At 70.4% G+C, this 24,118-nt stretch carries 23 protein-coding genes and 1 other RNA gene; 10 read left to right on the top strand and 14 right to left on the bottom strand.

All coding sequences use genetic code 11. From position 1 onward, the window contains the following. On the top strand, positions 1-1,039 hold a 1,039-nt coding region (sucB, locus tag FM112_RS01195; RefSeq protein WP_087002425.1), incomplete at its 5' end, for a 2-oxoglutarate dehydrogenase, E2 component, dihydrolipoamide succinyltransferase. A 300-nt stretch (positions 1,040-1,339) separates the two neighbouring features. Here the strand turns inward: sucB and FM112_RS01190 are convergent. Both FM112_RS01190 and FM112_RS01185 read right to left on the bottom strand, forming a co-directional pair. After that, the gene (locus FM112_RS01190; RefSeq protein WP_087002423.1) at positions 1,340-3,265 is read right to left on the bottom strand and encodes an FAD-binding monooxygenase; all 1,926 of its coding nucleotides are present in this window, start codon (positions 3,263-3,265) and stop codon (positions 1,340-1,342) included. A 247-nt stretch (positions 3,266-3,512) separates the two neighbouring features. Beyond that, on the bottom strand, positions 3,513-5,075 hold the full coding sequence (locus FM112_RS01185) for a hypothetical protein (RefSeq protein WP_140400526.1): 1,563 nt from the start codon (positions 5,073-5,075) through the stop codon (positions 3,513-3,515). A gap of 114 nt (positions 5,076-5,189) precedes the next feature. Between FM112_RS01185 and FM112_RS01180 the strand changes: the two genes are divergently transcribed. Next, positions 5,190-5,894: a DUF4191 domain-containing protein gene (locus FM112_RS01180; RefSeq protein ID WP_176386613.1), complete on the top strand. Its 705-nt coding sequence runs from the start codon at positions 5,190-5,192 to the stop codon at positions 5,892-5,894. A 121-nt stretch (positions 5,895-6,015) separates the two neighbouring features. Here the strand turns inward: FM112_RS01180 and FM112_RS01175 are convergent, their stop codons facing one another. Next, positions 6,016-6,435, bottom strand: coding sequence for a hypothetical protein (locus FM112_RS01175; RefSeq protein ID WP_087002391.1), 420 nt, complete (start codon positions 6,433-6,435; stop codon positions 6,016-6,018). 165 nt (positions 6,436-6,600) lie between these two features. On the opposite strand from FM112_RS01175, the gene glnA reads away from it, so the two are divergent. Continuing rightward, entirely contained in the window at positions 6,601-8,025 is a 1,425-nt protein-coding gene (glnA, locus tag FM112_RS01170; protein WP_087002389.1) for a type I glutamate--ammonia ligase, read from the top strand. Positions 8,026-8,096: 71 nt separating this feature from the next. On the opposite strand, the gene FM112_RS01165 is transcribed toward glnA, so the two are convergent. Then, complete coding sequence (locus FM112_RS01165) at positions 8,097-11,102, bottom strand: bifunctional [glutamine synthetase] adenylyltransferase/[glutamine synthetase]-adenylyl-L-tyrosine phosphorylase (RefSeq protein WP_087002387.1); 3,006 nt, start codon at positions 11,100-11,102, stop codon at positions 8,097-8,099. An 11-nt stretch (positions 11,103-11,113) separates the two neighbouring features. After that, positions 11,114-12,439 (bottom strand): glutamine synthetase family protein, encoded by a 1,326-nt coding sequence (locus tag FM112_RS01160; protein WP_087002384.1) that lies wholly within the window; start codon positions 12,437-12,439, stop codon positions 11,114-11,116. Positions 12,440-12,509: 70 nt separating this feature from the next. Here FM112_RS01160 and panB point away from each other — a divergent pair, with 70 nt between their 5' ends. Together panB and FM112_RS01150 are read left to right on the top strand one after the other, a co-directional pair. Next, entirely contained in the window at positions 12,510-13,343 is an 834-nt protein-coding gene (gene panB / locus FM112_RS01155; protein ID WP_087002382.1) for a 3-methyl-2-oxobutanoate hydroxymethyltransferase, read from the top strand. A gap of 97 nt (positions 13,344-13,440) precedes the next feature. After that, entirely contained in the window at positions 13,441-14,193 is a 753-nt protein-coding gene (locus FM112_RS01150) for an SDR family NAD(P)-dependent oxidoreductase (RefSeq protein ID WP_087002380.1), read from the top strand. A 60-nt stretch (positions 14,194-14,253) separates the two neighbouring features. On the opposite strand, the gene FM112_RS01145 is transcribed toward FM112_RS01150, so the two are convergent. Both FM112_RS01145 and FM112_RS01140 read right to left on the bottom strand, forming a co-directional pair. Further along, positions 14,254-14,892, bottom strand: coding sequence for an SIMPL domain-containing protein (locus FM112_RS01145; protein ID WP_087002378.1), 639 nt, complete (start codon positions 14,890-14,892; stop codon positions 14,254-14,256). Positions 14,893-14,934: 42 nt separating this feature from the next. Further along, entirely contained in the window at positions 14,935-15,126 is a 192-nt protein-coding gene (locus FM112_RS01140; protein WP_087002376.1) for a hypothetical protein, read from the bottom strand. A 12-nt stretch (positions 15,127-15,138) separates the two neighbouring features. Between FM112_RS01140 and map the strand changes: the two genes are divergently transcribed. Together map and ppgK are read left to right on the top strand one after the other, a co-directional pair. Continuing rightward, positions 15,139-16,020 (top strand): type I methionyl aminopeptidase, encoded by an 882-nt coding sequence (gene map / locus FM112_RS01135; protein WP_087002374.1) that lies wholly within the window; start codon positions 15,139-15,141, stop codon positions 16,018-16,020. A gap of 45 nt (positions 16,021-16,065) precedes the next feature. After that, entirely contained in the window at positions 16,066-16,851 is a 786-nt protein-coding gene (gene ppgK / locus FM112_RS01130) for a polyphosphate--glucose phosphotransferase (RefSeq protein WP_087002372.1), read from the top strand. Between the two features lie 30 nt (positions 16,852-16,881). Here the strand turns inward: ppgK and rnpB are convergent. The 3 genes from rnpB to FM112_RS01115 form a co-directional block, all read right to left on the bottom strand. Then, positions 16,882-17,221, bottom strand: an RNA gene (gene rnpB, locus FM112_RS01125) — RNase P RNA component class A. Between the two features lie 46 nt (positions 17,222-17,267). Continuing rightward, on the bottom strand, positions 17,268-18,002 hold the full coding sequence (locus tag FM112_RS17040) for a zinc ribbon domain-containing protein (protein WP_176386612.1): 735 nt from the start codon (positions 18,000-18,002) through the stop codon (positions 17,268-17,270). Between the two features lie 19 nt (positions 18,003-18,021). Continuing rightward, positions 18,022-18,861 carry a Nif3-like dinuclear metal center hexameric protein gene (locus FM112_RS01115; RefSeq protein ID WP_087002368.1) on the bottom strand — a complete coding sequence of 280 codons (840 nt, stop codon included), beginning with the start codon at positions 18,859-18,861 and terminating at the stop codon, positions 18,022-18,024. Between the two features lie 62 nt (positions 18,862-18,923). Here FM112_RS01115 and FM112_RS01110 point away from each other — a divergent pair, with 62 nt between their 5' ends. The 3 genes from FM112_RS01110 to FM112_RS01100 all read left to right on the top strand — a co-directional run bounded on the left by FM112_RS01110 (position 18,924) and on the right by FM112_RS01100 (position 20,415). Continuing rightward, positions 18,924-19,439, top strand: coding sequence for a PH domain-containing protein (locus FM112_RS01110; RefSeq protein ID WP_087002366.1), 516 nt, complete (start codon positions 18,924-18,926; stop codon positions 19,437-19,439). Beyond that, positions 19,436-19,960: an adenine phosphoribosyltransferase gene (locus tag FM112_RS01105; RefSeq protein ID WP_087002364.1), complete on the top strand. Its 525-nt coding sequence runs from the start codon at positions 19,436-19,438 to the stop codon at positions 19,958-19,960. Before FM112_RS01110 ends, FM112_RS01105 begins: the two co-directional genes overlap by 4 nt. 104 nt (positions 19,961-20,064) lie before the next feature. Continuing rightward, complete coding sequence (locus FM112_RS01100; protein ID WP_087002362.1) at positions 20,065-20,415, top strand: hypothetical protein; 351 nt, start codon at positions 20,065-20,067, stop codon at positions 20,413-20,415. A gap of 82 nt (positions 20,416-20,497) precedes the next feature. Here the strand turns inward: FM112_RS01100 and FM112_RS01095 are convergent, their stop codons facing one another. The 4 genes from FM112_RS01095 to FM112_RS01080 form a co-directional block, all read right to left on the bottom strand. Beyond that, positions 20,498-20,695 (bottom strand): hypothetical protein, encoded by a 198-nt coding sequence (locus FM112_RS01095; RefSeq protein ID WP_087002360.1) that lies wholly within the window; start codon positions 20,693-20,695, stop codon positions 20,498-20,500. A 5-nt stretch (positions 20,696-20,700) separates the two neighbouring features. Further along, positions 20,701-21,579, bottom strand: a complete 879-nt coding sequence (locus tag FM112_RS01090) for a carbohydrate ABC transporter permease (RefSeq protein WP_087002358.1) — start codon at positions 21,577-21,579, stop codon at positions 20,701-20,703. A 1-nt stretch (position 21,580) separates the two neighbouring features. Next, a complete protein-coding gene (locus tag FM112_RS01085; protein ID WP_087002356.1) occupies positions 21,581-22,678 on the bottom strand; it encodes a carbohydrate ABC transporter permease in 1,098 nt (365 codons plus the stop codon). Positions 22,679-22,766: 88 nt separating this feature from the next. Further along, a complete protein-coding gene (locus FM112_RS01080) occupies positions 22,767-24,023 on the bottom strand; it encodes an ABC transporter substrate-binding protein (protein ID WP_087002354.1) in 1,257 nt (418 codons plus the stop codon). Between the last annotated feature and the right edge of the window lie 95 nt (positions 24,024-24,118).

Below are 24,118 nucleotides of genomic sequence, written 5' to 3'. Positions count from 1 at the left end.
GCGAGGACTGCGCCGACCTCGACGGTCTCGTCCTCCTGGACGAGGAGCTCCTGCAGCGGCCGCGCCGGCACCCAAGGCGCCCTCGGCGCCGAAGCCCCCGCAGCGTCCCACCACGAAGAGCGACCCGCGCTACGTGACCCCGATCGTGCGCAAGCTCGCATCGGAGCACGGCGTCGACCTCACCCGGATCACGGGCACCGGCGTCGGCGGCCGCATCCGCAAGGAGGACGTGCTCGAGGCCGCGAAGTCGGCGGCATCGGCCGCGCCGAGCGCCTCGGCACCCGCCGCGGCCGCCGGTCCGACGCCCTTCGAGGTCTCGGACCTGCGCGGCACGACGCAGAAGATGTCCCGCCTGCGCAAGGTCGTCTCCACGCGCGCCGTCGAGTCGATGAACCAGACGGCGCAGCTCACGACCATCGTCGAGGTGGACGTGACGAAGATCGCGAACCTGCGCCAGGCGAAGAAGCAGGAGTTCCTCGAGAAGACCGGTTCGAAGCTCTCCTTCCTGCCCTTCTTCACCCTCGCCGCGGTCGAGGCGCTGCAGACGTACCCGATCATCAACGCGCACGTCGAGGACGACTCCATCGTCTACCCCGACGTCGAGAACGTCTCGATGGCGGTCGACACCGAGCGCGGCCTGCTCACCCCGGTGGTCAAGAACGCCGCCGGGCAGTCCCTGGCCGAGCTCGCGAAGAACATCGACGAGCTGGCGACGCGCTCGCGCGACAACAAGCTCAAGCCGGACGACCTGGCGGGCGGCACGTTCACCGTGACGAACACCGGTTCGCGCGGTGCGCTGTTCGACACCCCGCTGGTGTTCCTGCCGCAGTCGGCGATCCTCGGCACCGGCATCGTCGCGAAGCGGCCCGCCGTGGTGAAGACCGCGGACGGCCAGGAGACCGTGGCGATCCGCTCGATGGTCTACCTCGCGCTGAGCTACGACCACCGCATCATCGACGGCGCCGACGCGGCTCGCTACCTGAGCCAGGTCAAGCAGCGCCTCGAGGAGGGCGCGTTCGAGGGCGACCTCGGCATCTAGCCGGTACGTCGAGAGCACGCAGGGGCGCGGATCGCAGGATCCGCGCCCCTCTTGCGTCGCCCGGCGCCGACACGCCTCGACGGCCCCTCCGGCCTGGATCCCCGCCGGAAAGGCCGTCGATTGCGGGCCGGAGGTCGGGCCGGAGCACCCGGCATGCCATGTGCACGACTCCTGCACGTCCGCGGAGACGAGGCATTCGGCGCCGCGGGTGATCGCGACGTCTTCGCGCCTGCACACCCGCGGAGACGATCGTGCCCGGGCCCCCGTCCGGGGCCCGGGCACGATCCGCCGGCGCGCGAACTACCGCTGCGGCAGCATCGAGCGTCCGAAGAACTCGGTGAGCTCCTCGCGAGCATCCAGGGGCAGGATGTTCGCGACGTACTGGTCGGGGCGGACGATCACGATCGCGCCGTCCCGGCTGATCCCGCGCAGGTCGAAGATGTCCGGCTCCTCGCCGGCGCGCTCCGGGAAGTTGATGTCGGTGATCGTGCCCGCCGAGTAGACCCGGTAGTAGTCGCGCACGCCGAATTCGCCGGTCTTCGGACGGAACGTCGGGTGGGCGTCCGTGAACTCGAATTCGGTGTAGCGCTGCTGGTAGACGACGTCCACCTCGAAGCGCGCACCGAAGTCCTCGCCCTCGGGCGTGAACTTGAGGATGGGCGACTCCGGCGAGCTGCCGAGCCATTCGGCGAGGCGCTCGGTGCGGGAATCGGCGCCCGGCGCCTCGCGGTCGGCGAAGACGTAGATGCGGTACCTGCCGTCGGCGAACGCCTGATGCCCGAGCTGCGTCGGCAGGGCGTCGCACCGGCGGATGACCGGAGCGGCCTTGAAGCGCTTGCCGATCGGATAGCCCGAGGCCAGCGCCTGGTGCTCCGTCCCGCCCGTCAGCTGCCCCTCCGAGTACTCGGTCATGAAGCCAGCCGGGAACTCGGCGGTCTTCACGTAGAACTCCTCGATCTCATGGGGCTTCGAGAACTGCTCCGTCTTCGTCGCCATGAGCGTCGACCACTCCTTGTCGAAGTTGATGAGGTCGACGGCCACGCTCTGGCGCTCGGCGGAGTAGGTGTCGAGCAGCGACTCGGCTGCGCGGCCGGAGAGCACCTGGCCGAGCTTCCAGGCGATGTTCCAGCCGTCCTGCATCGACACGTTCATGCCCTGCCCCGCCTTGGCGCTGTGGGTGTGGCAGGCGTCGCCGCCGATGAACACCCGCGGGATGCGGCTGCCGGTCTCCTCGACCGGCACGTCGTCGAACTTGTCGGTGACGCGGTGCCCCACCTCGTAGATGCTGTGCCACGGCACGTCCTTCACCTCGAGGGTGTAAGGGTGGATGATCTCGTTGAGCTTCTTCACGACGTCCTCGAAGGGCGTCGCGCGGATCGCCTTGCTGCCGCCCTCCGGAACCTCGCCGAGGTCGACGTAGATGCGCGTGAGGAACCCGCCCTCGCGCGGGATGTGGAGGATGCTGCCCGCATCGGAGTGGATGATGCACTTCGTCCGGATATCGGGGAAGTCGGTCTCCGAGAGCACATCCATGACGCCCCACGCGTGGTTCGCGGAGTCGCCCTCGAGCCTGCGGCCGATCGCCTTGCGCACGCGGCTCGCCGCGCCGTCGCCGCCGAAGACGTACTTCGCTCGGACGGTGAACTCCTCGCCCTCGGCCTCGCCCTCGGTGCGGCGGAGCGTCACGAGCACCGGATACTCCTCGTCCTGCTGCACCTCGAGCGTCACGAACTCGTAGCCGTAGTCCGGGACGGTCCGGGCGGGGCTCCGGCGGGCGAACTCCGCGAAGTAGTCGAGCACGCGCGCCTGATTCACGATGAGGTGCGGGAACTCGCTGATGCCGTGCGCGTCGTCGCTCGTGCGGCCCGTCCGGACGATGTGCCCGGGATGCTCCGGGTCGGGATTCCAGAAGGCCGTCTCGGTGATGCGGTACGCCTCGTTGATGATCCGCTCGGCGAACCCGAAGCACTGGAAGGTCTCGACCGAGCGCGCCTGGATGCCGTCCGCCTGGCCCAGCACGAGCCGGCCCGGCCGGCGCTCGATGATGCGCGTGTGCACATCGGGGTACTGCGCCAGCTGCGCAGCCGCCACCATGCCCGCCGGTCCCGTGCCGACGATGAGGACGTCCATCTGGGCCGGGAGCTCCTCGGGCCGGTTCAGGCCGATGCCCGCCGCCTCCTGGATGCGCGGCTCGCCGGACACGTAGCCGTGGTGGTGGAACTGCATGTGATGCATGTGGATGATCCTCCTTGATTCCGCGCTCCGCACGGCGTCGATGCCGTGGAAGAACCGAACGATGTTCAACGATGACGTCGGGAACTGCTCCGCACCGAGCCCCCTGTCGGATGGAACCGAAGGGCCGCGCAGTCCGTTGCACTCCCGTGAATCGTATATCGTTTCGCGCAATAAATCTGCATTTGCAGAGGAAAAGTTCGCGGGAGCGCGATCCGAGCGGTCCGGACGCCCCCTCCCGCTATCGATCGGGCAGCCAGAGCTCGCGGAACCGCCACCCCTCGGGCGTCCGCTCGATCGACGCGCCGAAGCTCTCCTCGCCGTCGGCGCGCAGCAGCTGGACGTCGCCCAGCTCGGCTGCCACCGTCCAGCCCGTCTCCGGCAGCAGCCAGGGATCGGCCGCGTCGCCCGAGGCGATCAGCGATTCCACGAGATGGAGCTCGCCCTCGAGCCCGGAAGCGCCGGCCGCGTAGACGGTCGCGAGGCACTCCGGGTCGGTGCGGTCGAGGCAGCCGTTGCGCGCCGACGCGAGCTCCGAGATCGCCTCGAGCGGGTCCAGCTCCGCCGCCGCGATCGTCTCCCGCTCCCCGCCCGGAGCGCCGGTCGGCCCGGCATCGGTCGAGTCCCCCTCCCCGGCCGTGGGCGAGGGGCCGGCCGTGACGACCGTGTCCGCGCCGCCCTTGGAGGCCTCGACCTGACCGCCGCCCGTCATGGTCGCCGCGCCTCCGAGGGCGATCGCGCCGCCGGTAGCGACGAGTGCGAGCCACAGCGCAGGCCGGACCTTCGCGCTCGCCATCGCGAGCCGCTCCCGCAGCTCCGCCGTCCGCGGCACGCGAGCCCGAACGCCGCGCCCGCGGACCCGGACCGGCGCATCGAGCAGGGTCTCGTGCTCGGCCTCCGCCGCCGCACCATCCGCCCGCGCGGGACCCGGGCCGAGGAGGCCCCGCAGCACGGGGGCGGCCTGCGCAGGCGCCTCCTGCGCGCCCGGCTCCTCGAGCGGCACGGGCCCGGGCTCGGCCCACCGGAAGAGCGAATCGACCAGCCGTGCGGCCGCATCCGACGGCGTCACACCCTCCTGCAGCGCGTCGACCAGCTGCCGCAGCTCGCCGGAGGACGGAGCCTCGCAGCGCGCCAGCACGGCGTCCGAGACGCGTCCGAGCGCGCGGAGATCGGCGCCGATCGCGAGATCGGCCTTCATCGCCGGCAGGTCGTCCAGCCGTGCCGCGCTCCCCCAGCCGTCCACCCAGGGGCGGCCGTCGCCGTCCACGAAGCAGGATCCGAGGCCGAGCGCACCGTGGGCGAAGCCGTGCGAGTGGGCGAGCTGGAGCGTCTCGGCGAGCGGCACCAGCAGCGTCACCGCGGCGCCCGGCGCCAGCGTCGCGCCCCGCGCCACCAGGGAGGACCACGAGGTGCGGGGCCGCAGCGGGAAGACCGCGATGCGCACGCCCTCCTCCTCGAGCGTCTCCTCGGCGAGCTCCACGAACTCCGAGCCGATCGCGTCGAGCAGCGCGCACTCCCCGACGAGAGCGGCCCCCTCCCGCTCGCCCGCGGCGACCACCGCCCTCCTGCGTCGGAGGACGGAGGCCCCTTCCTCGTCGTATCCCCGCCAGTGCCCGCTGCTCGCGGCCGTCGCGGCCGAGGGCAGTTCGCAGACGGCGACGAACTCCCGTCGCGATTCCCCGCACGCCGGCAGCGCCCGCACGAGCCGCCAGCCCGCGATGACATCGCCCGCGGAAGGGCCCGCGGCTCCCCCGCTCGAGGCCCTCCCCCGTGATCTGCGCCGCTGATTCCGTTCGTTGCTCATGCGCGTATCGTGCCGCAGCCCCCGTCGCGCGACCACCGGGGCGCCGGCTGCTGTTGATAACTTCGCCCCGGCCCGTACCTGTGCACAACTCAGGACGGGTAAGCTATGGGCACTATGGCGAAATCCTCCGAACCGACGACGAAGGAGCCCGGTCGCTTCCGGCAGCTCGTTGACGTCTTCAAGATGACCGCGAAGTACGACAAGGCGGGCGTGGTCATGATCGCGGCCGTCTTCGTGCTGCCCATCGTGCTCGCGATCGTGCTGTCCATCTTCCTGTACCCGGGCAACTGGCTCATGTGGATCCTGTCCATCGTGCTGGGCATCCTCTTCGGCGTCCTCCTGGCGATGCTGATGCTCAACCGGCGCGCGGAGAAGGTCGCCTTCGACCAGCTCGAAGGCCGCCAGGGTGCGGTCGGCGCGGTGATCACCTCCGCGCTGCGGGGCAAGTGGCGCACGAGCGACATGCCCGTCGCCTTCAACCCGAAGACCCAGGACCTCGTCTTCCGCGCCATCGGCAAGCCGGGCGTCGTCCTCATCACCGAGTCGAACAGCGCGGCCAGCAAGCGCCTCCTCAACGACGAGCGCAAGAAGACCCAGCGCCTGGTGCCCACCGTGCCGGTGCATCACGTCCTCGTGGGCGAGGGCGGCATCAAGCTCACCGAGCTCAAGAGCGCGATGAAGAAGCTGCCCAAGCAGCTCCGCAAGGACGAGATCCTCGCGGTCGACACGCGCCTGGCCTCGCTCAAGCGCGATCAGATGCCGATCCCCAAGGGCATCGATCCCAACCGGATCCGGTCCTCGCGCTCGCAGATGCGCTGACCCTCCCCGCCCGGAACCGGCGGATGCGAAACGGGCGGAGCCCCTCCGGGGCTCCGCCCGTTCTTCGTCTCCGGGCCGCTCGCCTTCGCGCTCCCGGCCCTCGCCCTCTATCGGGTCGGGCCTATCGGAAGCGGCGCAGCACCGTGCCGGAGAGCAGCTCGTGCATCCCGCGCTGGTCCTCGTCCATCACGAGGGCGGGGATCACCGCCGCCAGCAGCAGCTGTCGCACCCAGGGCCGCCACGGCCCCGGGGCACGGCCGTCGAGCGTGTTGACGCGCATGCCGAGGATCGTGTGGCCGATCGAGCCCCCGATGAGCCAGATGCCGATCGCCGTCAGCACGAGGAAGGAGGCCGACACCGCGACGGGGTGGTAGTCGAACAGCAGCCAGCCGATGAGCATCGCGAGCCCCCAATCGACGACGAGGGCGGCGATCCGCCTGCCGAACCCCGCCACCGAGCCGATGCCCTCCTCGGGAAGCCCGAGCCGTTCGCCGGGAAAGCCGCTGGAGGGTACATTGGAGGGGTCTTGGCTCGGAGGCATTGCCTCAGTCTATCGGGAGCGATCGGCGCGAATCAGCGCGTCGATTCCCTTTGGCACGAGAGTGTGCGTAAACTGTCAGTTACATCGTGACCCGGTTGGTTTACAAGCGGGGCCGAGACGTAGGGCCAAAGCGCTCGAACACAACAACCGAGGAGGACCTCCCACATGTTCACCGAGCCCACCGAACTCATCTCGTTCATCAAAGAGAAGGGCATCGCGTTCGTCGACATCCGCTTCACGGATCTGCCCGGCGTGCAGCAGCACTTCAACATCCCGGCGTCGGCGGTGGACGACGACTTCTTCAGCGACGGGCAGCTCTTCGACGGCTCCTCGATCAGCGGCTTCGCCTCGATCAACGAGTCCGACCTGCAGCTCATCCCGGACCCGACGACGGCGTACGTGGACCCCTTCCGCGCTGAGCCCACGCTCGTGATCCTGTGCGACATCTACAACCCGCGCAACGGCGAGATCTACCACCGCGACCCGCGCCAGGTCGCGAAGAAGGCCGAGAAGTACCTCGCCTCGACCGGCATCGCCGACACCGCGATCTTCGCCCCCGAGGCCGAGTTCTACGTGTTCGACGACGTGCGCTACAACCTCGAGCCCAACCACACGTCGTACTTCGTGGACTCCGAGGAGGGCCCCTGGAACACGGGCCGCCAGGAGGAGGGCGGCAACCTCGGCAACAAGACCCCGCTCAAGGGCGGCTACTTCCCCGTCCCGCCGGTGGACAAGCAGGCCGACCTGCGCGACGCGATGAGCACCACGCTCATCGAGAGCGGCTTCGAGCTCGAGCGCGCGCACCACGAGGTGGGCTCCGCCGGCCAGGCCGAGATCAACTACCGCTTCAACACGCTCGTGCACTCGGCCGACGACATCCTCAAGTTCAAGTACCTCATCAAGGGCGTCGCCCACGACTGGGGCAAGGTCGCCACCTTCATGCCCAAGCCCCTGCACGCGGAGAACGGCTCGGGCATGCACACCCACCAGTCGCTCTGGAAGGACGGCTCGCCGCTGTTCTACGACGAGGCGGGCTACGCCTCGCTCTCCGACACCGCCCGCTGGTACATCGGCGGCATCCTGGCGCACGGCAGCTCGCTCGCAGCGTTCACGAACCCCAGCGCGAACTCCTACCACCGTCTGGTGAAGGGCTACGAGGCACCGATCAACCTCGTCTACTCGGCCGGCAACCGGTCGGCGGCGATCCGCATCCCCATCACCGGCTCCAGCCCGAAGGCCAAGCGCATCGAGTTCCGCGCGCCGGACGCCTCCGCGAACCCCTACCTCGCGTTCGCGGCGCTCCTCATGGCCGGCCTCGACGGCATCCAGAACCGCATCGAGCCCCTCGAGCCGATCGACAAGGACCTCTACGAGCTCCCGCCGGAGGAGGCCAAGAACATCCCGCAGCTCCCCACGAGCCTGAGCGACGCGCTGCGCGCGCTCGAGGAGGACCACGAGTACCTGCTCAAGGGCAACGTGTTCGACGAGGAGCTCATCAGCACGTGGATCGACTACAAGCGCGAGACCGAGGTGCTGCCGCTCGCCGAGCGCCCGCACCCCTACGAGTACCACCTCACCTTCGGCTGCTAGTCGCGCCGCGGCGCCGAAGACGGCGAAGGCCGGGTCCCGAGGGGCCCGGCCTTCGCCGTTCGCGCCGACGCTCAGTCGCCGTAGAAGAGCGTCTCGAAGACGCTCCGGGCGCGCCGGGTGGCCGTGAGATAGTCGTTCTCGAGCTCGAGCCCGCTGCCCGGGTCGTAGCCGAGCAGCCGAGCGACGCCGTCGAGCTCCGCGGGGTCGCCGGGCAGCACGTCCGTCTGCGCGTTCGCGTACAGGTAGACCGCGGAACGGATCCGGCTCGCGAGCTCCCAGGCGCCCCGGAGGATCTCGGTGTCCTCGTCGCCCACGAGGCCGTGCTCGCGCGCGACCTCGAGCGCCGCGAGCGTCGAGGGGGTGCGCAGCCCGGGGATGTCGTGGCCGTGGTCGAGCTGAATGGACTGCACGAGCCACTCGACGTCGGAGAGCGCGCCGCGGCCGAGCTTGAGGTGCCGCTTCGGATCCGCGCCGTGCGGGAGACGCTCGCTCTCGACCCGCGCCTTGATGCGGCGGATCTCGACGAGCTCGGACTTCGCCAGCCCCCGCGGGCGGTACCGCGTGCGGTCCGCGATCGCCATGAAGCCCTCGAGCACGCGCTCGTCCCCCGCCACCGGCACGGCCCGCAGCAGCGCCTGCGCCTCCCAGCCGAGCGACCACTTGCGGTAGTACGCGTCGTAGGCCGACAGCGAGCGGGCGAGCGGCCCGGCCTTGCCCTCGGGCCGGAGACCGGCGTCGAGGTCGATCGGCATCCGGACGTCGTCGAGGAGCGCGGCGATGCGCTGCACGAACCGCCGGGCGAGCCCCGCGGCCTCGTCCGTCGCGCGCTCCTCCGGGTCGTAGACGTACAGGACATCCAGGTCGGAGCCGAAGCCGAGCTCCCCGCCGCCGAACCGCCCCATCCCGATCACCGCGAAGGGCGGGTAGTCCACCTCGGCGTCGATGCTCCGGACGGCCTTGTCGGCGCAGCGGATCGTCGCGTTGGCGACGGCGGTGAGTCCACGCGCCGTGCTGCCCATGTCGTTCACGCCCAGGACGAACCCGATCGCGAGCCGGAGCACCTCCCGGCGGCGGACGCCCCGGATGACCCGGCTCAGGGAGGCCTCGTCGTCGTAGCGCGAGAGCGCCCCCTCCGTGATCTCGTGCTCGAGCGACTCCTCGTCCTTGGGCCGCAGCGCGTCATCGCCGTCGAGCCAGATGACGGCCTCCGGGAACACCTCGAGGAAGCCCGCGCAGAACTCGCTCGAGGAGAGGATGGCGCACAGCCGGTGCGCCGCGAGGTTCGAGTCGCGCAGCAGCCGCAGGTACCACGAGGCGTCGCCGAGCTGCTCGGAGAGCTTTCGGAACGCGAGCAGCCCCTGATCCGGCCGCGGACCCTCGGTGAACCACTCCAGCAGCACCGGCAGCAGGTTCCGCATCATCGTGGATCGGCGCGAGACGCCCTTCACCAGGGCGCGGATGTGGCCGAGCGCGCCCTTCGGGTCGCGGTAGCCGATCGCGCGCAGCCGCGCCTCGGCCTGCGCGCTCGTGAGCTGGTAGCTCTCGGTGTCGAGCGCGGCCGCCGCGGTGAGCAGCGGGCGGTAGAAGACCTTCTCGTGGATGCCGCGGACGCGCCGGCGCACGAGCTGGAACCGCTCCTTGAGCGTCTTCACGGTGCCGAGCCCGACGGCGCGGGCGAGGATGCGCTGCTCCGTCTCGTCCTCGGGGAAGAGGTGCGTGCGCTGCATGTGCCGCAGCTGCACGCGATGCTCGAGCAGCCGCAGGAAGCGGTAGTCCTCGCTGAACTGGTCGCTGTCCTCGCGGCCGATGTGACCGCTGCCGGCGAGCTCGTCGAGCGCCTCGAGCGTCGAGCGCACGTGCAGGGACTCGTCGACCTGGCCGTGGACGAGCTGGAGGAGCTGCACCGTGAACTCCACGTCCCGGAGCCCGCCCGGGCCGAGCTTCAGCTCCCGGTCCACCTCGTCCTTCGGGATGTGGCTGATTACCCGGGCGCGCATGGCCTGGACCTGGAGCACGAAGTCGTCGCGCCCCGCCGCGCCCCAGACCATGGGCGCGAGCCGGGCGAGCAGCTCGTCGCCGAGCTCGACGTCGCCCGCGATGGTCCGCGACTTGAGCAGCGCCATGAACTCCCAGTTGTGCGCCCAGCGCTTGTAGTAGGTCACGAAGCTGTCGATGCTCCGCACGAGCGCGCCGTCCTTGCCCTCCGGCCGGAGGTTCGCATCGACCTCCCAGAGCCCCGGCTCGACGCCGTAGTCGCTGATCACGTGCATCGCCGTCGACGCCAGCCTGGTCGCGATCTCGATCGTCTTCGGGGTCGAGAGCCCTCCCCCCTCCACCGGCTCCGCCACGTACATGACGTCCACGTCCGAGAGGTAGTTGAGCTCCTGCGCGCCGCACTTGCCCATGCCGATGACGGCGAACCGCACCTGGTCGACGAGCTCCGCCGGATACCGGCCGAAGCCGGCGGGCGGGCTCGTGATCTCGGCGCGCGCGATCGCCACGGCCGCGTCCATGGCGGCGGACGCGAGGTTGGCGAGCGCGGCGGCCACGCGGTGCAGCGACACGCCGGCATCCTGGAGCCTCGCGTCGTAGAGGGCGATCTTGCCGAGCTCCGTGCGGTAGGCCACCCGCAGCGCGGCCACGGCCTCCTCCCCGCCGCTCGCCGCCACCCGGTGGCCGGTCCGCTCGTCCGCCGACACGCCGACGGCCTCGTCGAGCCGGGACTGCAGCGTCTCGGGCGAGGCGAGGCTCCCGGCCTCCTCGTGCACCTCGCGGAGCGCCTCGGGATGCCGCATGAAGAAGCCGAGCGATTCGGTCGAGACGGCGAAGAGGGTGATCGCTGAGCGCAGCAGCGCCGGGTCCTCGCGGAGCGGCTTCGCGGAGTCGGGCTGCCGCTCCAGGAAGCGCACGAGCGATTCGAGCGCGCCGTCGGGGTCGGGATCGATGGGCTCGAACTCGCCCGCCACCGTGATCGGCTCGAGCCCCAGCAGCGCGCCGGCCTCCTCGAGGAGCTCGGCGGCGGCCAGGGGCGAGCGGAAGCCCACGCGGATGAGCTTGGTACGGATGCCTTCGCGCACGTCGCCTCCGCCTACAGGGTGCGGCGGAGCTCGAACTCCGTGACCTGCGAGCGGTATCCGAGCCACTCGTCGTGCTTGTTGCTGAGGAAGTGCTGGAACATCTGCTCTCCCAGCGTCTCGGCGACGAGCTCCGACTCCTCGAGCAGCTCGAGCGCGCCGTCGAGGTTCATCGGCAGGTTCTCGTAGCCGAGCACCTTGCGCTCGCGCGCCGAGAGGTCGCGCAGGTCGCCCTCGATCTCGTCCGGGATCTCGTAGCCGTGGCGGATGCCGCGCAGCCCGGCCTCGAGCAGCACGGCGTAGGCGAGATACGGGTTCGCGGAGGAGTCGATCCCCCGGTACTCCACCCGGGCGGATCGGCTCTTGTGCGGCTTGTACGTGGGCACGCGGACGAGTGCCGAGGAGTTGTTGTGCCCCCAGCACACGTAGCTGGGCGCCTCGTCGCCGCCCCACAGCCGGCGGTACGAGTTCACGTGCTGGCACGTGATCGCCGTGATCTCGCGGGCGTGGTGCAGCAGGCCGGCGATGAACTGGCGCCCCGTGCGCGAGAGCTGGTGCTTGGCCCCGGCCTCGTGGAACACGTTGGTCTCGCCCTCGAAGAGCGACATGTGCGTGTGCATGCCCGAGCCCGGCCATTTCCAGACGGGCTTCGGCATGAAGGTGGCGTAGATGTCCTGCTCGGACGCGGCCTCGTCGATCACCGTGCGGAAGGTGACGACGTTGTCGGCCATGGCGAGCGCGTCGGCGTAGCGGAGGTCGATCTCGTTCTGCCCCGGCCCCGCCTCGTGATGCGTGAACTCGACCGAGATGTCGAGGTCCTCGAGGAGCTTCACGGAGCGGCGCCGGAACAGGTCGACCACGTCGCCGGCCACGTGGTCGAAGTAGCCGCCGTTGTCCACCGGCTCGAGCCCGCCGGGGCCCGGCGTGCGCGATCTGAGCAGGTAGAACTCGATCTCGGGGTGGATGTAGAACGTGAACCCCAGGTCTTTCGCCCGCTCGAGCGTGCGCCGCAGCACCTGGCGAGGGTCGGCCGCCGCGGGCTGCCCGTCGGGGGTCGTGATGTTGCAGAACATCCGCGCCGTCTCGTCGTCGGCGTGCCACGGCAGCACCTGGAAGGTCGAGGGGTCCGGGTGGAGGAGCATGTCCGCCTCCGAGCGCCGGGTGAGGCCCTCGATCGAGGACCCGTCGAAGCCGACGCCCTCGGCGAAGGCGCCCTCGACCTCCGCGGGCGCGAGGGCGATGGACTTGAGCCGCCCGAGCACGTCCGTGAACCACAGCCGGATGAACTTGATGCCCCGGTCGCTGATCTGCTGCAGCACGTAATCCTGTTGTCTGCTCATCGGCCCTCCTGATGCGCCCTCGCCGTCATACGTGACCAGGCTACCGGTGGGCATCCATAGAATGGCCCCTATGACTGAGCAACCAGTAGTAAGGCGAGTGCGCACGCGCCACTTCGCACGGGCCAAGGCGGCCGGGCACAAGATCACCGCCCTCACGGCGTACGACGCGCCGGCCGCACGCATCTTCGATCAGGCGGGCATCGATCTGCTGCTGGTGGGCGATTCGGCGGCGAACGTCGTGCTCGGCTACGAGACCACGCTGCCGATCACGACCGACGAGCTCATCACGATGTCGCGGGCCGTCGCCCGCGCCGTGGAGCGCGCCTTCGTCGTCGCGGACCTCCCCTTCGGCAGCTACGAGACCTCGGACGAGCAGGCGCTGAGCACCGCCGTCCGCTTCATGAAGGAGGCCGACGTCCACGCCGTCAAGCTCGAGGGCGGCGAGCGGGTCGAGTCGCAGATCACGCGCATCACCGCATCGGGCATCCCGGTGCTCGCGCACATCGGGTACACCCCGCAGTCCGAGCACGGCCTGGGCGGACACGTCATCCAGGGCCGCGGGGACGCCGAGGCGCAGCTGCTCGCCGACGCCAGGGCCGTCGAGCGGGCCGGCGCCTTCGCGGTAGTCCTCGAGATGGTCCCGGCCGACGCGGCCGCGCGGGTCACCGAGGCGCTGAGCATCCCCACGATCAGCGTGGGCGCCGGGCCCCACTGCGACGGGCAGCTCGTGGTCTGGACGGATGCGTTCGGCTACGGCGAGGGGCGGACCCCCAAGTTCGTCCGCCGGTACGCGGATCTCGCCGGCGTACTGCGCGGCGCGGTCGAGCAGTACGCCGACGACATCCGCTCGGGCGCCTTCCCCTCGGAGGCCGAGTCCTACGACAACGCTCCCCCTGCCGAGTAGCCCCTCCCACCGCCAAGGGAATCCGACGCTTGGAGAGCCATACTGGGACTCGGGCGCGCCGGACGGCGCGCCCGAGTCTGCAGAAAGGACGCACACCATGGCATTCCAGGACAAGGTCGCGCTCGTCACCGGCGGCGGTTCGGGCATCGGCGAGGCCGTCGCCAAGGAGCTCGCGGCGCAGGGCGTGAGGATCGTCGTCGCCGACATCAACCTCGAGGGCGCGAAGCGCGTCGCCTCGGAGATCGAGGCGGCCGGCGGGCAGGCGGTCGGATTCGAGGCGAACAGCGCCTCCGCCGAGGACAACGAGAAGGCCGTCGCCTTCGCCGTGGAGACCTACGGCGCGCTGCACTACGGCGTGAACAACGCCGGCATCGCGGGCAAGCAGGCCCCCGCCGGCGAGGTCGAGATCGAAGACTGGGATCGCGTCATCGACATCAACCTCAACGGCGTGCTCTACGGCATGCGCTACCAGATCCCGGCGATGCTCGAGGCCGGCGCGGGCGAGAGCGCCATCGTCAACATGGCCTCCATCCACGGCGCCGTCGCCGCGCTCGGCAACGGCGCGTACACGGCCGCGAAGCACGCCGTCGTCGGCCTCACGAAGAACGCCGCCGCGGAGTACGGCCCCGCGGGCCTGCGCGTCAACTGCGTCGGCCCCGCCTACATCGACACCCCGCTGCTCGACGGGCTGCCCGCGGAGCAGAAGGAGGCGCTCGTCGCCAAGCACCCGATCGGCCGCCTCGGGCGCGCCGATGAGGTCGCGAAGGTCGTGCGCTTCCTGCTCTCGGAGGACGCCTCGTTCGTCACCGGCGGGTACTACCTCGTGGACGGCGGCTACACGGCCGTCTGATCCCGGGCCCGGGGCGGGGACGGATGCGTCCTCGCCCCGTCGAGGCTCGGCCGTCCGCCCTTATCGGGCCGGCGCCGTCTCGAATTCGCCGCGGACCGTGGCGCGCACCGTGATCTCGGGGATCGACACCTCGGCCTCGCCGCCGCCGGCGTTCGCCGAGGCGAATCGCGCCTGCGCGGCGAGGGGCGCCCCTTCCGCAGGCTCCTCCACGATCGCGACGCGGTCGATCCGCTCCCCCAGCGCATCCGCGTAGTCCTCCGCGCGAGCGCGCGCCTCCGCCACCGCGGCCTTCCGCGCCCGCCGCTCGCACTGCAGGCGGAACGCCTCCGTGAGCGCCCAGTCGACGCTCGTCCGGACGCCGGCCTCCGCCAGCTCCGTGACCAGCGAGGCGACGAGGTCGAGGTTCGCGAGCTTGATGCGCACGCGGCTCGAGGTGACGTACTCGAGGATCACCTTGGATTTCGAGCCCTGCTCGTAGGTCTTCCTCGTCCAGGTGCTGATCGGGTCCGCGGCATGCCATGTGGCGTCGCCGCGCTCGCGCAGCCCGTGCGCGCGCTCCGCGATCCGGTTGTGCAGCGAGGAGGCCTCCGCGATGCTCCGCGAGCGATCGCGCGACGCGACCGAGATATGGGCGCTGACGGTGGCGCGCTCGGCCCGGTGGTGGGACTCGCCGGTGCCGTGCGCGCGGATGGTGGTCATGCGGCCGCCCGCCGCTCGGCGGGGGCCGGGAACGGGGGCATCCTATTCATCCTCTTCCGCCGCCTCCTCCTCCGCCCACCGGCGGGCGTTCTCCGCGAGCCGCTCCGGGGCGCGGGCGGCCTCGGCCTCCGTCTCGAAGGGCCCGACGAGCTCGGTGGCGACGGACTGCTTGCCCGCCTCGACCTCGCCGGTGCGGGTGTTGTACCAGAATTCGTGTTGCGCGTCTCGAGTCATAGACTTGAGGGTATGCCCAAACACCTTGACACTGGCCTGCTCGTCCCCGGCACCGTCACCCCGATGCGCTCGGTTCCCCAGCACATCGAACGGCCGGAGTACGTGGGCAGGACGACGCCCAACGAGCCCGACGGCACCGGCGACTTCTACACGCCGGAGGAGCTCGACCGGGTGCGGAAGGCGAGCCGCATCGCCGCCGCGACGCTCGAGCACCTCGAGCAGTTCGTGCGGCCCGGCGTCACCACCGAGGAGCTCGACCGGCACGCGCACGAGTTCCTCGTGGCGCACGACGCCTACCCGTCGACGCTCGGCTACCGGGGCTTCCCGAAGTCGAGCTGCACCTCGCTCAACGAGGTGATCTGCCACGGGATCCCCGACGACACGGCGCTCGAGGAGGGGGACATCCTCAACATCGACGTGACCGCCTACGCCTTCGGCATGCACGGCGACACGAACCGTATGTATCTCGTCGGCGAGGTGGACGAGGAGTCGAGACTGCTGGTGGAGCGCACCCGCGAGGCGATGATGCGCGGCATCAAGGCGGCCCGGCCGGGCCGGCAGGTGAGCGTCATCGGACGCGTGATCGAGAAGTACGCCGGGCGGTTCGGCTATCAGTCGGTGCGCGACTACACCGGCCACGGGGTCGGCCGCTCCTTCCACTCGGGCCTGATCATCCCCCACTACGACGCGCCGCATTTCACCGACGTGATCGAGCCCGGCATGATCTTCACCGTCGAGCCGATGCTCGTCACCGGTTCGCAGGACTGGGAGCAGTGGGACGACGGATGGACCGTGGTCACGCGCGACGGCTCGCGCTGCGCGCAGTTCGAGCACACCGTCTTCATCACCGAGCAGGGGCCGGAGATCCTCACGCTGCCGCCCTCGCAGCTCTGACGCATCCCGAAGCTTCGGCGGGCCGGGCGGGGCTAGGCTGCTGCCATGGCAAAGAAGCACGCGCGTTATGCGGTCGGAATCGACATCGGCGGAACCGGGATCAAGGGCGGCCTGGTCGACCTCAAGCACGGGAAGCTCGAGGGCAAGCGTCAGAAGGTGAAGACGCCGCAGGGCGCACCCATCGACGCGGTCCGCGAGGCCGTCAGGGAGGTCTACGACCTCATCCTCGCGCAGGATGTCGCCGCGCAGCACGGCGAGGCCCCCGTCGGCATCTGCATGCCGGCCGTGGTCCGGCACGGCCGCTCCGAGTCGGCGGCGAACATCGATCAGGAGTGGATCGGCTTCGACGCGCGCGGCGCCTTCTCGGAGGTGATCGGCACGCCCGTATCGCTCGTGAACGACGCGGATGCCGCCGGCTACGGCGAGGTGCGCTTCGGCGCCGCCGCGGACAACACCGGCAGCGTGCTCGTGCTCACGCTCGGCACCGGCATCGGATCGGCCCTCGTCCACGGCGGCCGCCTCGTGCCGAACACCGAGCTGGGGCACCTGGAGCTCGACGGGCATCCCGATTACGAGCGCTACGCCTCCTCCAAGGTGCGCGAGCGCGAGGGGCTGAGCTTCGAGGAGTGGGGCGAGCGGCTCACCCCCTACTTCAAGCACCTGGACAGGCTCTTCAGCCCGGACGAGTTCGTGGTCTCGGGCGGCGTCTCGAAGCAGGCCGAGGACTTCCTCCACCTCATCGAGGTCGATGTGCCGGTGATCGCCGCGACGCTCCGCAACAACGCGGGCATCATCGGCGCCGGCCTCCTCGGCGCCGAACACTGGGACTGATCGTCCCGAGCCTGGCCGGCCTGCGGGGGTTGAGCGGGTCGGCCGATACGCCGGGTTCTGTACGGACACGCCGTGACGGCCATCTATCTCGGCGACGCGTTGCCGCGCCGCTCCAGCAGCGCACCCGGGGACTCGGCGAGCAGCGTCGACATCCCCTGTTGGCCTTGCTCCGGATGAGGTTTACCGTGCGATGCCCGTCACCGGGCACCCGGTGGGCTCTTACCCCACCCTTTCACCCTTACCCTTGCGGGCGGTCTACTCTCTGTGGCACTTTCTCGCGGGTTGCCCCGGGTGGGCGTTACCCACCATCCTGCTCTGCGGAGCCCGGACGTTCCTCGGGTCGTGGACCCGCGACCGTCTGGCCGGCCCGCTCAACGCATCCAGTCTACCGCGCCGCAGGCCGGCGTCGACCCCTGCTAGCCCGCCGAGCGCTCGGTGCGGACCAGGATGGCCCCGGTATCCGGGCAGAACTGCACCTCGTCGGCCGGCGCCTTCGTGATCCGGGCGAGGTCGGCGGCCTCGATGACCTCGTTCGACGCGCCGGAGACGTTGCCGATGAGCTCGGCCGCGCCGATGCCCTTGCGCTGCCGGCGCTCCTCGTAGAGCGCCACGAGGTCCGCGTCGATCGCGGCGGTCAGCGTCTTGCGGGCGAGCGCGAGCTCCTTCGCCTCCGTCTTGAGGTTCTCCCGCGCGAGGTCTCGGCGCTCGATGAGGTCGGCCGCCGTCTCCTCGATCTCCCGCATCGCGGTGCGCTTCGCCTCGTAGTCGGCGGTGAGGCGCTCGACGATCTCGAGCTGCTCGAGCTGCCGATCGTCGAGGGCGTCCTGGCGGCGGGCGATCGTCTGCAGCTCCGCCTCGAGGGCCGCGATGTCCTTCGTGGAGGTCGCGGTCTGGAGCCGCTGCTCGTCGCGGACGCGCCGTTCGGCGACCAGCTCGGAATCGGACTGGATCGTCGCGAGCTCCGACTGCGCGTCCTCGAGGGCCCCCAGCGATTCCGCGGTCTCGGCCCGGCGCCGGCGGCGGTCCTGCTCGATCGCCACCAGGTTGACCTGCTCCGGCATGTTCTTGGCGAGGTGCTGCAGGCGCGCGTGCTTCGCGTCGATCTGCGCGAGTTCCAGCAGGCGCAGCTGTGCTTTGGGGTGTGCCTTCATGACGTCCATTCTCTCGTGCTCAGCGCTGCTCCGTCACCAGGAAGGTCCACGGATCGGTGTTGGCGTTCGACACCCGCACCTCGAGGCCCGGGTGGGCGCTGCGGATGCGCTCGGCGGCGCCCTCCAGCCAGAGGTGCTCGCCGGCGGCGTGGGCCGTGTCCACGAGGGCGGGGCCGCCGCCCTCCAGCAGGGCCTGCTCCCGGGCCTCCGAGGCGGGGTGGTGGCGCAGGTCGCTCGTGAGGTAGACGTCGGCGGAGCGGACGAGCGGGTGCGAGAGGAAGGAGTCGCCCGCGCCCGAGCAGCATGCGACCCGCCGCACCTCCTGCTCGGGGTCGCCCGCCACGCGGACGCCTCCCGCAGTGGGCGGGAGGATCGAGGCGACCCGCTCCGCGAACTCGCGCAGCGTCGTCGGGGCGGGCAGGTCGCCGACCAGGCCGAGGCCCCGCTCGGGCGCGTCCGGGAGCGGCTCGAAGGGCGTCCGGTGCTCGGGGCCCGCCGGGATGCCGAGCCGGTCGAAGATCGTCCCCGTGGGGCCGGACTCGACGACGTCGGCGTTCGTGTGCGCCGTGTGCAGCGCGCACCCCGCGCGGATGAGCCGGGCGAGCAGCGCGCCCTTGTACCGGTCCTCGGCCACGGAGGTCACGCCCCGCAGCAGGAGCGGATGATGCGTGAACAGGAGGTCGGCGCCCCAGCCGATCGCCTCGTCGACGGTCGCGGCCACGGGGTCGACCGCGAGGAGCACCTTCCCGACGGCCGCCTCCGGATCCCCCGAGACCGTCCCGATCGCATCCCAGGACTCGGCGCCCCGGGCGGGGTACAGCGCTTCGATCGTGGTTTGCAGTGCTCGCAGCGTCGTCATCCCGCCAGCCTAGTCGCGGACCGCCCCGCGCTCCTGCGCGGGCCCGCGCTAGGCTGTTCCGCATGGGACTACCGCGCCGTTTTCTGGGTGAGCACGAACACGTCGTCTTCCACATGCGCACGCACTGGAAGCGGATCTTCGGCCACGTGCTGATCGGGATCGTGCTGCTCGCCGCCGGGATCGCCGGGACGATCTTCATGCCCGCCGCCGCGCAGCCGATCGGCTCGTACATCGTCTGGGGCGTGGTCGTCATCGCCTTCATCCCCGCGACGCTCTCCCCCGTGCTCAAGTGGCTCAGCTCGACGTTCACGATCACCGACCGCCGAATCATCACGCGCACGGGCATCCTCAACAAGCGCGGGCACGACATCCCGCTGAGCCGCATCGCGAACGTCTCGTACGAGCACTCGTTCATCGACCGCATCTTCCGCTGCGGCACCCTGATCCTGCAGACCTCCGCCGAGGAGCCGCTGCGCCTCGACGACATCCCGCGCGTCGAGCAGGTGCACGTGCGCATGACCGAGATGCTGTTCTCGATCCACCAGCAGGCCGGCTCGCAGCCCGGGGATCGCGCATGAGGCCCGAGCTCGAGCGCGCCTGGTCGCACATCGTCGAGATCCCGGACTACCCGGAGCCCGGCGTGCTCTTCCGCGACATCATGCCGCTGCTCACCGACCCGGCCGATCTCCGCGCCGTGGTCGAGGGGATGCTCGAGCCGTTCGCCGGCGGGTTCGACGCGGTCGCCGGCGTGGAGGCGCGCGGGTTCCTGCTCGCGGGCGCCGCCGCCGCGATCGCCGACGTCGGGCTCGTGCCCATCCGCAAGGCCGGCAAGCTGCCCCGACCGGCCGCGTCCGTGGCGTACGAGCTCGAATACGGCACGGCCGCGATCGAGATGCACGACGACGTCGCCCCGGGCACGCGCCTGCTCGTCCTCGACGACGTGCTCGCGACCGGCGGCACCCTGGGCGCGGCGATCGAGCTGGTCCGCAAGGTGGGAGCCGAGCCGATCGGCGTCTCCGCGCTGATGGAGCTCGAGGGGCTCGGCGGTCGGGTGCGGCTGGGCGACGCGGTGCCGGTCCGCACGCTCTTCATCGGCTGAAAATCGATTCGCCGGGCCTCAGGAAATCTCCATGCGCGATCCGCAATGATCGAGGAATGCGAAGCTGATGCATTGCTCGCTGGATAATCGAAAGGATACGTGCAATGAGCGTTCAACCGCGAAAAGCAGCCATTGCCCTGCTCGCCGAAATCGCCGGGCGGATCGATGAGCGAGTCGGTCGCCATACACTCCTCGAAGAGGCCGGGACCCCGTCGACGACGACGCGCCTGACCCAGGACTTCAACGCCTTCCGCGACCGGATCGCGCTCGTCGCCGGAGAGCTCCTCTCCGCCCCCACCGCGGCGCATATCACGACCATCCTCGACCGCGTGTCCGGCCCGGATTACGGCCTGCATCCGCATTCCGTGAAGGAGCTCACGGCACTCGGCAAGAAATTGCAGTGGGTGATCGAGGAATTGCGGATCATCGAGAAGCACCGGGATATGGTCGACTGAGCCGACGGCATTCCCGGAAAGGGCGGCGGGGATATTCCGCCGCCCTTTCCTCATCCCTGCGCTTCCCTCCTCCCCGCATTCCTCATCCGCGCCGATATCGCAGCCAGAGCAGGAGGAGCGTCACGAGCAGTCCGGCGGCGAGCAGCACCGCGGCCGGATCCACCGGGCGCCCCGTGACGAGCGCGACGAGGACCGAGAGCACGGCCATGGCGGCGAAGAACCCGACGAAGCCGAGCCACATCTCGAGCTGGTTGCGCCGCACCCCGCGGTTCCGGGCCATCCCGATCAGCTCTTCACGCCGCCGGCGGTGAGCCCGGCCACGATCCGGCGCTGGAAGATCAGCACCATGATCACGAGCGGCACCGTCACGATCGTGCCCGCGGCCATGATGGCCGCGTACGGCTGGATATAGGGGTTCGCGCCCGAGAACCTCGCGATCGCGACCGTGACCGGCTCCACGTTCGGCCGCGAGAGCTGGCTCGCGAGCAGGTACTCGTTCCAGGTGGCGATGAAGGCGAGGATCGCCGTCGTGAACACGGCCGGGGCGGCGAGCGGGAGGATCACCTTCGTGAACGCCTGCCCGCGCGTGGCGCCGTCGACGAGCGCGGCCTCCTCGAGCTCCCACGGGAGGTCGTGGAGGAACGCCGTGAGCGTGTAGATGGTGAGCGGCAGCGCGAAGGAGATGTTCGGGATGATCAGGGCCTGATAGGTGCCGAGCCAGCCGATGTCGGTGAACAGCTGGAACAGCGGCGTGACGAGCGCCACGCCGGGGAACATCGAGGCGGCGAGGATGACGCCGGTCACGAAGGACTTGCCGCGGAATTGCAGCCGCGCCAGGGCGTAGGCCACCGTGATGCCGAGCAGCACCGCCGTGGCGGTGGTGACGCCGCTGATGATCAGCGAGTTGGCGATGGAGGCGAGCAGGTTGTTGCCCGCGTCGGTGCTGAGCGCCGCGGCGAAGTTGTCGAGCGTCAGGTGGGTCGGCCAGGGGGTCGTGTCGAAGGTGAAGCGCACGTCGCGGAAGGCGACGACCATCATCCAGTAGAAGGGCAGCAGGCACCACAGCACGATGATGAGGCCGCTGAGATAGGTCCCCCAGCCGTTGGCCGGCCGGGGCTTGCGCAGCCGCGGCGTCGCGGGCGCGGTTCCGGTGGTCGCGCTCATGTCATCTCCCCTTCCCGCCGCGGTCGCCGTCGGGCATGACCACGGCCCGGGTCGAGCTGGTGTCCGCCTCGTCCGATCGCCCGCGCCGGCCGGTGTCGCCGAGCGTACGGGAACTGGGCTGCGAGGCGGCGACCGCGTTGGCGCCGAGCACCTTCACCATGATGAACGCGCAGGCGAAGATGATGAGGAAGACGATGGTCGACAGCGCCGAGGCGTTCGAGAACTGCCCCTCGCGCATCGACGCGGTCACGAGCAGGGACATCGTGGTGGCCGGGCCGGAGGTGTTGCCCTGCATGATCGCCGGGAGGTCGTACATCCGCAGCGCGTCCAGCAGCCGGAAGAGCACGGCCACGAGCAGCGCGGGCTTCACGAGCGGCAGGGTGATCTGGGTGAACTGCTGGCGGCGCGTGGCGCCGTCGATCTTGGCCGCGTCGTAGACGTCCTTGGGGATCATCTGCAGACCGGCGAGGATGAGCAGCGCCACGAACGGCGTCGTCTTCCAGACGTCGGCGATGATGACGGCGGTGATCAGCTCCCACGTGCCGGTGGTCCACTGCAGGTCCAGCCCGGTGAGGCTGTTGACGATGCCGTTCTGCGCGAAGATGAACGCCCAGAGCTTGGCGGTGACGGCGGTCGGAATCGCCCACGGCACGAGCACCGCGGCGCGCAGCAGGCCGCGGCCCCAGAGGCTGCGCCCCATGATCGCCGCCATCCAGAAGCCGATGACGACCTCGAGCGAGACCGTCACCGCCGTGAGGAGGAAGGTGACCCCGATCGAGTTCCAGAACTGCGCCGTCGTGGTCCCGGCGGGGCAGGAGTTCGCTCCCCCGCCGCAGTCCTGCAGGAGCCACCGGGTGTAGTTGGCGACCCCGGCGAAGCCGCCCTCCTGGAAGAAACCGGTGGCCTCGTCCAGCACGCGGTCCTGGTTGAAGGACTGCACGATCGCGCTGACGATCGGATAGCCGATCACCAGGGCCAGCACGACCATCGCCGGGGCGATGAGCCACGTCGCCTGCTTCGCCTCGCGCTGCGAGCGCCGTCGCCGGGGCCCTCCCCGGGTCCGGCCGTCCGGCTTCTTCACGGTCTCCGCCGTACTCATGTGCCCGTCCCCTCGATGATGCGGCATGCGGATGAGCGGTCGGCGATGCCGGGGACGTCCGCGCGGACGTCCCCGGCATCGCTGGGGGTCAGCCGGAGGTGCTCGCCGTGATGGCCTCGGTCATCGCGGCGACGGCCTCCTCGACGTCCTGGCCCTCGACGATGGCCGCGTAGGCGTTGTCGGCGATGGCCTTGGATACCGCGGCGTAGTACGGCGTGACCGGCCGCGGCTGCGCGTTGTCGAGCGACTCCTTGAGCGCGGGCAGGTAGGGGAACTCCTCCACGAGCGCCTCGTCCTCGTAGATCGAGGCGAGCACGGGCGGGAAGGACTGCTCGGCGAAGGACTGCTGGTTCTCCTCGGAGATCACGAACTGCACGAAGTCGAAGGCGGTGGCCTTGTACTCGGAGTAGACGTTGATGCCGTTGTTGTACCCGCCGAGCGTGGAGGCGCCGGGCCCGTCGGGGCCGACGATCGCCGTCACGTCGAAGTCGTCGCCGACCTCCGAGGTCGGCTCGCTCTTCGCGGTGTCGTACATGTACGGCCAGTTGTAGGCGAACACGGTCTCGCCGGCGAGGAATGCGAGGTTCGTCTCCTCCTCGGTGAACCCGTTGGCGCGCTCCGGGATGTCGCCGTTCGCGTAGGCGTCAGCCAGCGCCTGGATGCCCGCGACGGCCTCGGGGCTGTCCACGGTCGGGGTCGTGCCGTCGGCGTCGACCACGCTGCCGCCCCACGCGTTGATTGCCTGGGTGGTCTGCACCGTCAATCCCTCGTAGTTGCGCAGCTGCAGCGCGAGCAGGTCGAGCTCGGCCTCATCGGCGGCGTCGCGGTACTCGAGCAGCTCGTCCCACGTGGTGGGCGGCTCGTCGACGATGTCGGTGCGGTAGAACAGCAGCTGCGCGTTCGTGTTCTGCGGCACCGCGTACAGCGTGTCCATGTAGGTCGCGCTGTCGACGGTCGCGGGCAGCAGCGCCGAGGTGTCGAGGGCGAGGTCGCCCTCGAGCTGCTGCAGCCATCCGTTCGCCGCGAACTCCGCGGTCCAGGTGACGTCGAGCGCCATCACGTCGTAGTCGCCGCTCTGGGCCTGGAGTGACTGCACGAGCGTATCGCGCTGGGCGTTCGCCTCCTGCGGCAGCTCGACGAGCGTGACCTCCTCCTCGGGGTGCTCCTCGTTCCACGCCTCGATGACTGGCTTGAGCTTGCCCGCGTCGTTGGTGCCCATCGCGAACGTGATCGGGCCGCGGTCCTCGAGGCCCGCCTCGGCCTCGCCTCCGCCCGTGCCGCTGCAGCCGGACAGCACGAGCAGCGCGGCCGCGCCCATCGCTGCGATACCGATCCTTCGATTCATGACCTGCTCCCTTGCAATGCACTGTCGAATCCGCGGGCCCGCCCGTCGGATGCGCTTCGTCGCGCCATCGACTCGCGGGGCCGCCTGAATGGTGT

The organism is Gulosibacter sp. 10, assembly GCF_900163695.1.
GTDB lineage: Bacteria > Actinomycetota > Actinomycetes > Actinomycetales > Microbacteriaceae > Gulosibacter.
Note: the sequence above shows the minus strand (reverse complement) of the source record. Positions and strands in the feature narration are given on the sequence as shown.

What these genes read in the sequence shown, in the direction of transcription:
- FM112_RS01180 (WP_176386613.1), top strand. Translation starts at nt 5,190, where the DNA reads ATGGCGAAATCCTCCGAACCGACGACGAAGGAGCCCGGTCGCTTCCGG.
- FM112_RS01145 (WP_087002378.1), bottom strand. Translation starts at nt 14,892, where the DNA reads ATGACCACCATCCGCGCGCACGGCACCGGCGAGTCCCACCACCGGGCC.
- FM112_RS01115 (WP_087002368.1), bottom strand. Translation starts at nt 18,861, where the DNA reads ATGACGACGCTGCGAGCACTGCAAACCACGATCGAAGCGCTGTACCCC.
- FM112_RS01090 (WP_087002358.1), bottom strand. Translation starts at nt 21,579, where the DNA reads ATGAGCGCGACCACCGGAACCGCGCCCGCGACGCCGCGGCTGCGCAAG.
- FM112_RS01185 (WP_140400526.1), bottom strand. Translation starts at nt 5,075, where the DNA reads ATGAGCAACGAACGGAATCAGCGGCGCAGATCACGGGGGAGGGCCTCG.
- FM112_RS17040 (WP_176386612.1), bottom strand. Translation starts at nt 18,002, where the DNA reads ATGAAGGCACACCCCAAAGCACAGCTGCGCCTGCTGGAACTCGCGCAG.
- FM112_RS01150 (WP_087002380.1), top strand. Translation starts at nt 13,441, where the DNA reads ATGGCATTCCAGGACAAGGTCGCGCTCGTCACCGGCGGCGGTTCGGGC.
- glnA (WP_087002389.1), top strand. Translation starts at nt 6,601, where the DNA reads ATGTTCACCGAGCCCACCGAACTCATCTCGTTCATCAAAGAGAAGGGC.
- FM112_RS01175 (WP_087002391.1), bottom strand. Translation starts at nt 6,435, where the DNA reads ATGCCTCCGAGCCAAGACCCCTCCAATGTACCCTCCAGCGGCTTTCCC.
- FM112_RS01160 (WP_087002384.1), bottom strand. Translation starts at nt 12,439, where the DNA reads ATGAGCAGACAACAGGATTACGTGCTGCAGCAGATCAGCGACCGGGGC.
- FM112_RS01085 (WP_087002356.1), bottom strand. Translation starts at nt 22,678, where the DNA reads ATGAGTACGGCGGAGACCGTGAAGAAGCCGGACGGCCGGACCCGGGGA.
- FM112_RS01080 (WP_087002354.1), bottom strand. Translation starts at nt 24,023, where the DNA reads ATGAATCGAAGGATCGGTATCGCAGCGATGGGCGCGGCCGCGCTGCTC.
- ppgK (WP_087002372.1), top strand. Translation starts at nt 16,066, where the DNA reads ATGGCAAAGAAGCACGCGCGTTATGCGGTCGGAATCGACATCGGCGGA.
- FM112_RS01105 (WP_087002364.1), top strand. Translation starts at nt 19,436, where the DNA reads ATGAGGCCCGAGCTCGAGCGCGCCTGGTCGCACATCGTCGAGATCCCG.
- map (WP_087002374.1), top strand. Translation starts at nt 15,139, where the DNA reads ATGCCCAAACACCTTGACACTGGCCTGCTCGTCCCCGGCACCGTCACC.
- panB (WP_087002382.1), top strand. Translation starts at nt 12,510, where the DNA reads ATGACTGAGCAACCAGTAGTAAGGCGAGTGCGCACGCGCCACTTCGCA.
- FM112_RS01100 (WP_087002362.1), top strand. Translation starts at nt 20,065, where the DNA reads ATGAGCGTTCAACCGCGAAAAGCAGCCATTGCCCTGCTCGCCGAAATC.
- FM112_RS01140 (WP_087002376.1), bottom strand. Translation starts at nt 15,126, where the DNA reads ATGACTCGAGACGCGCAACACGAATTCTGGTACAACACCCGCACCGGC.
- FM112_RS01110 (WP_087002366.1), top strand. Translation starts at nt 18,924, where the DNA reads ATGGGACTACCGCGCCGTTTTCTGGGTGAGCACGAACACGTCGTCTTC.
- FM112_RS01095 (WP_087002360.1), bottom strand. Translation starts at nt 20,695, where the DNA reads ATGGCCCGGAACCGCGGGGTGCGGCGCAACCAGCTCGAGATGTGGCTC.
- FM112_RS01190 (WP_087002423.1), bottom strand. Translation starts at nt 3,265, where the DNA reads ATGCAGTTCCACCACCACGGCTACGTGTCCGGCGAGCCGCGCATCCAG.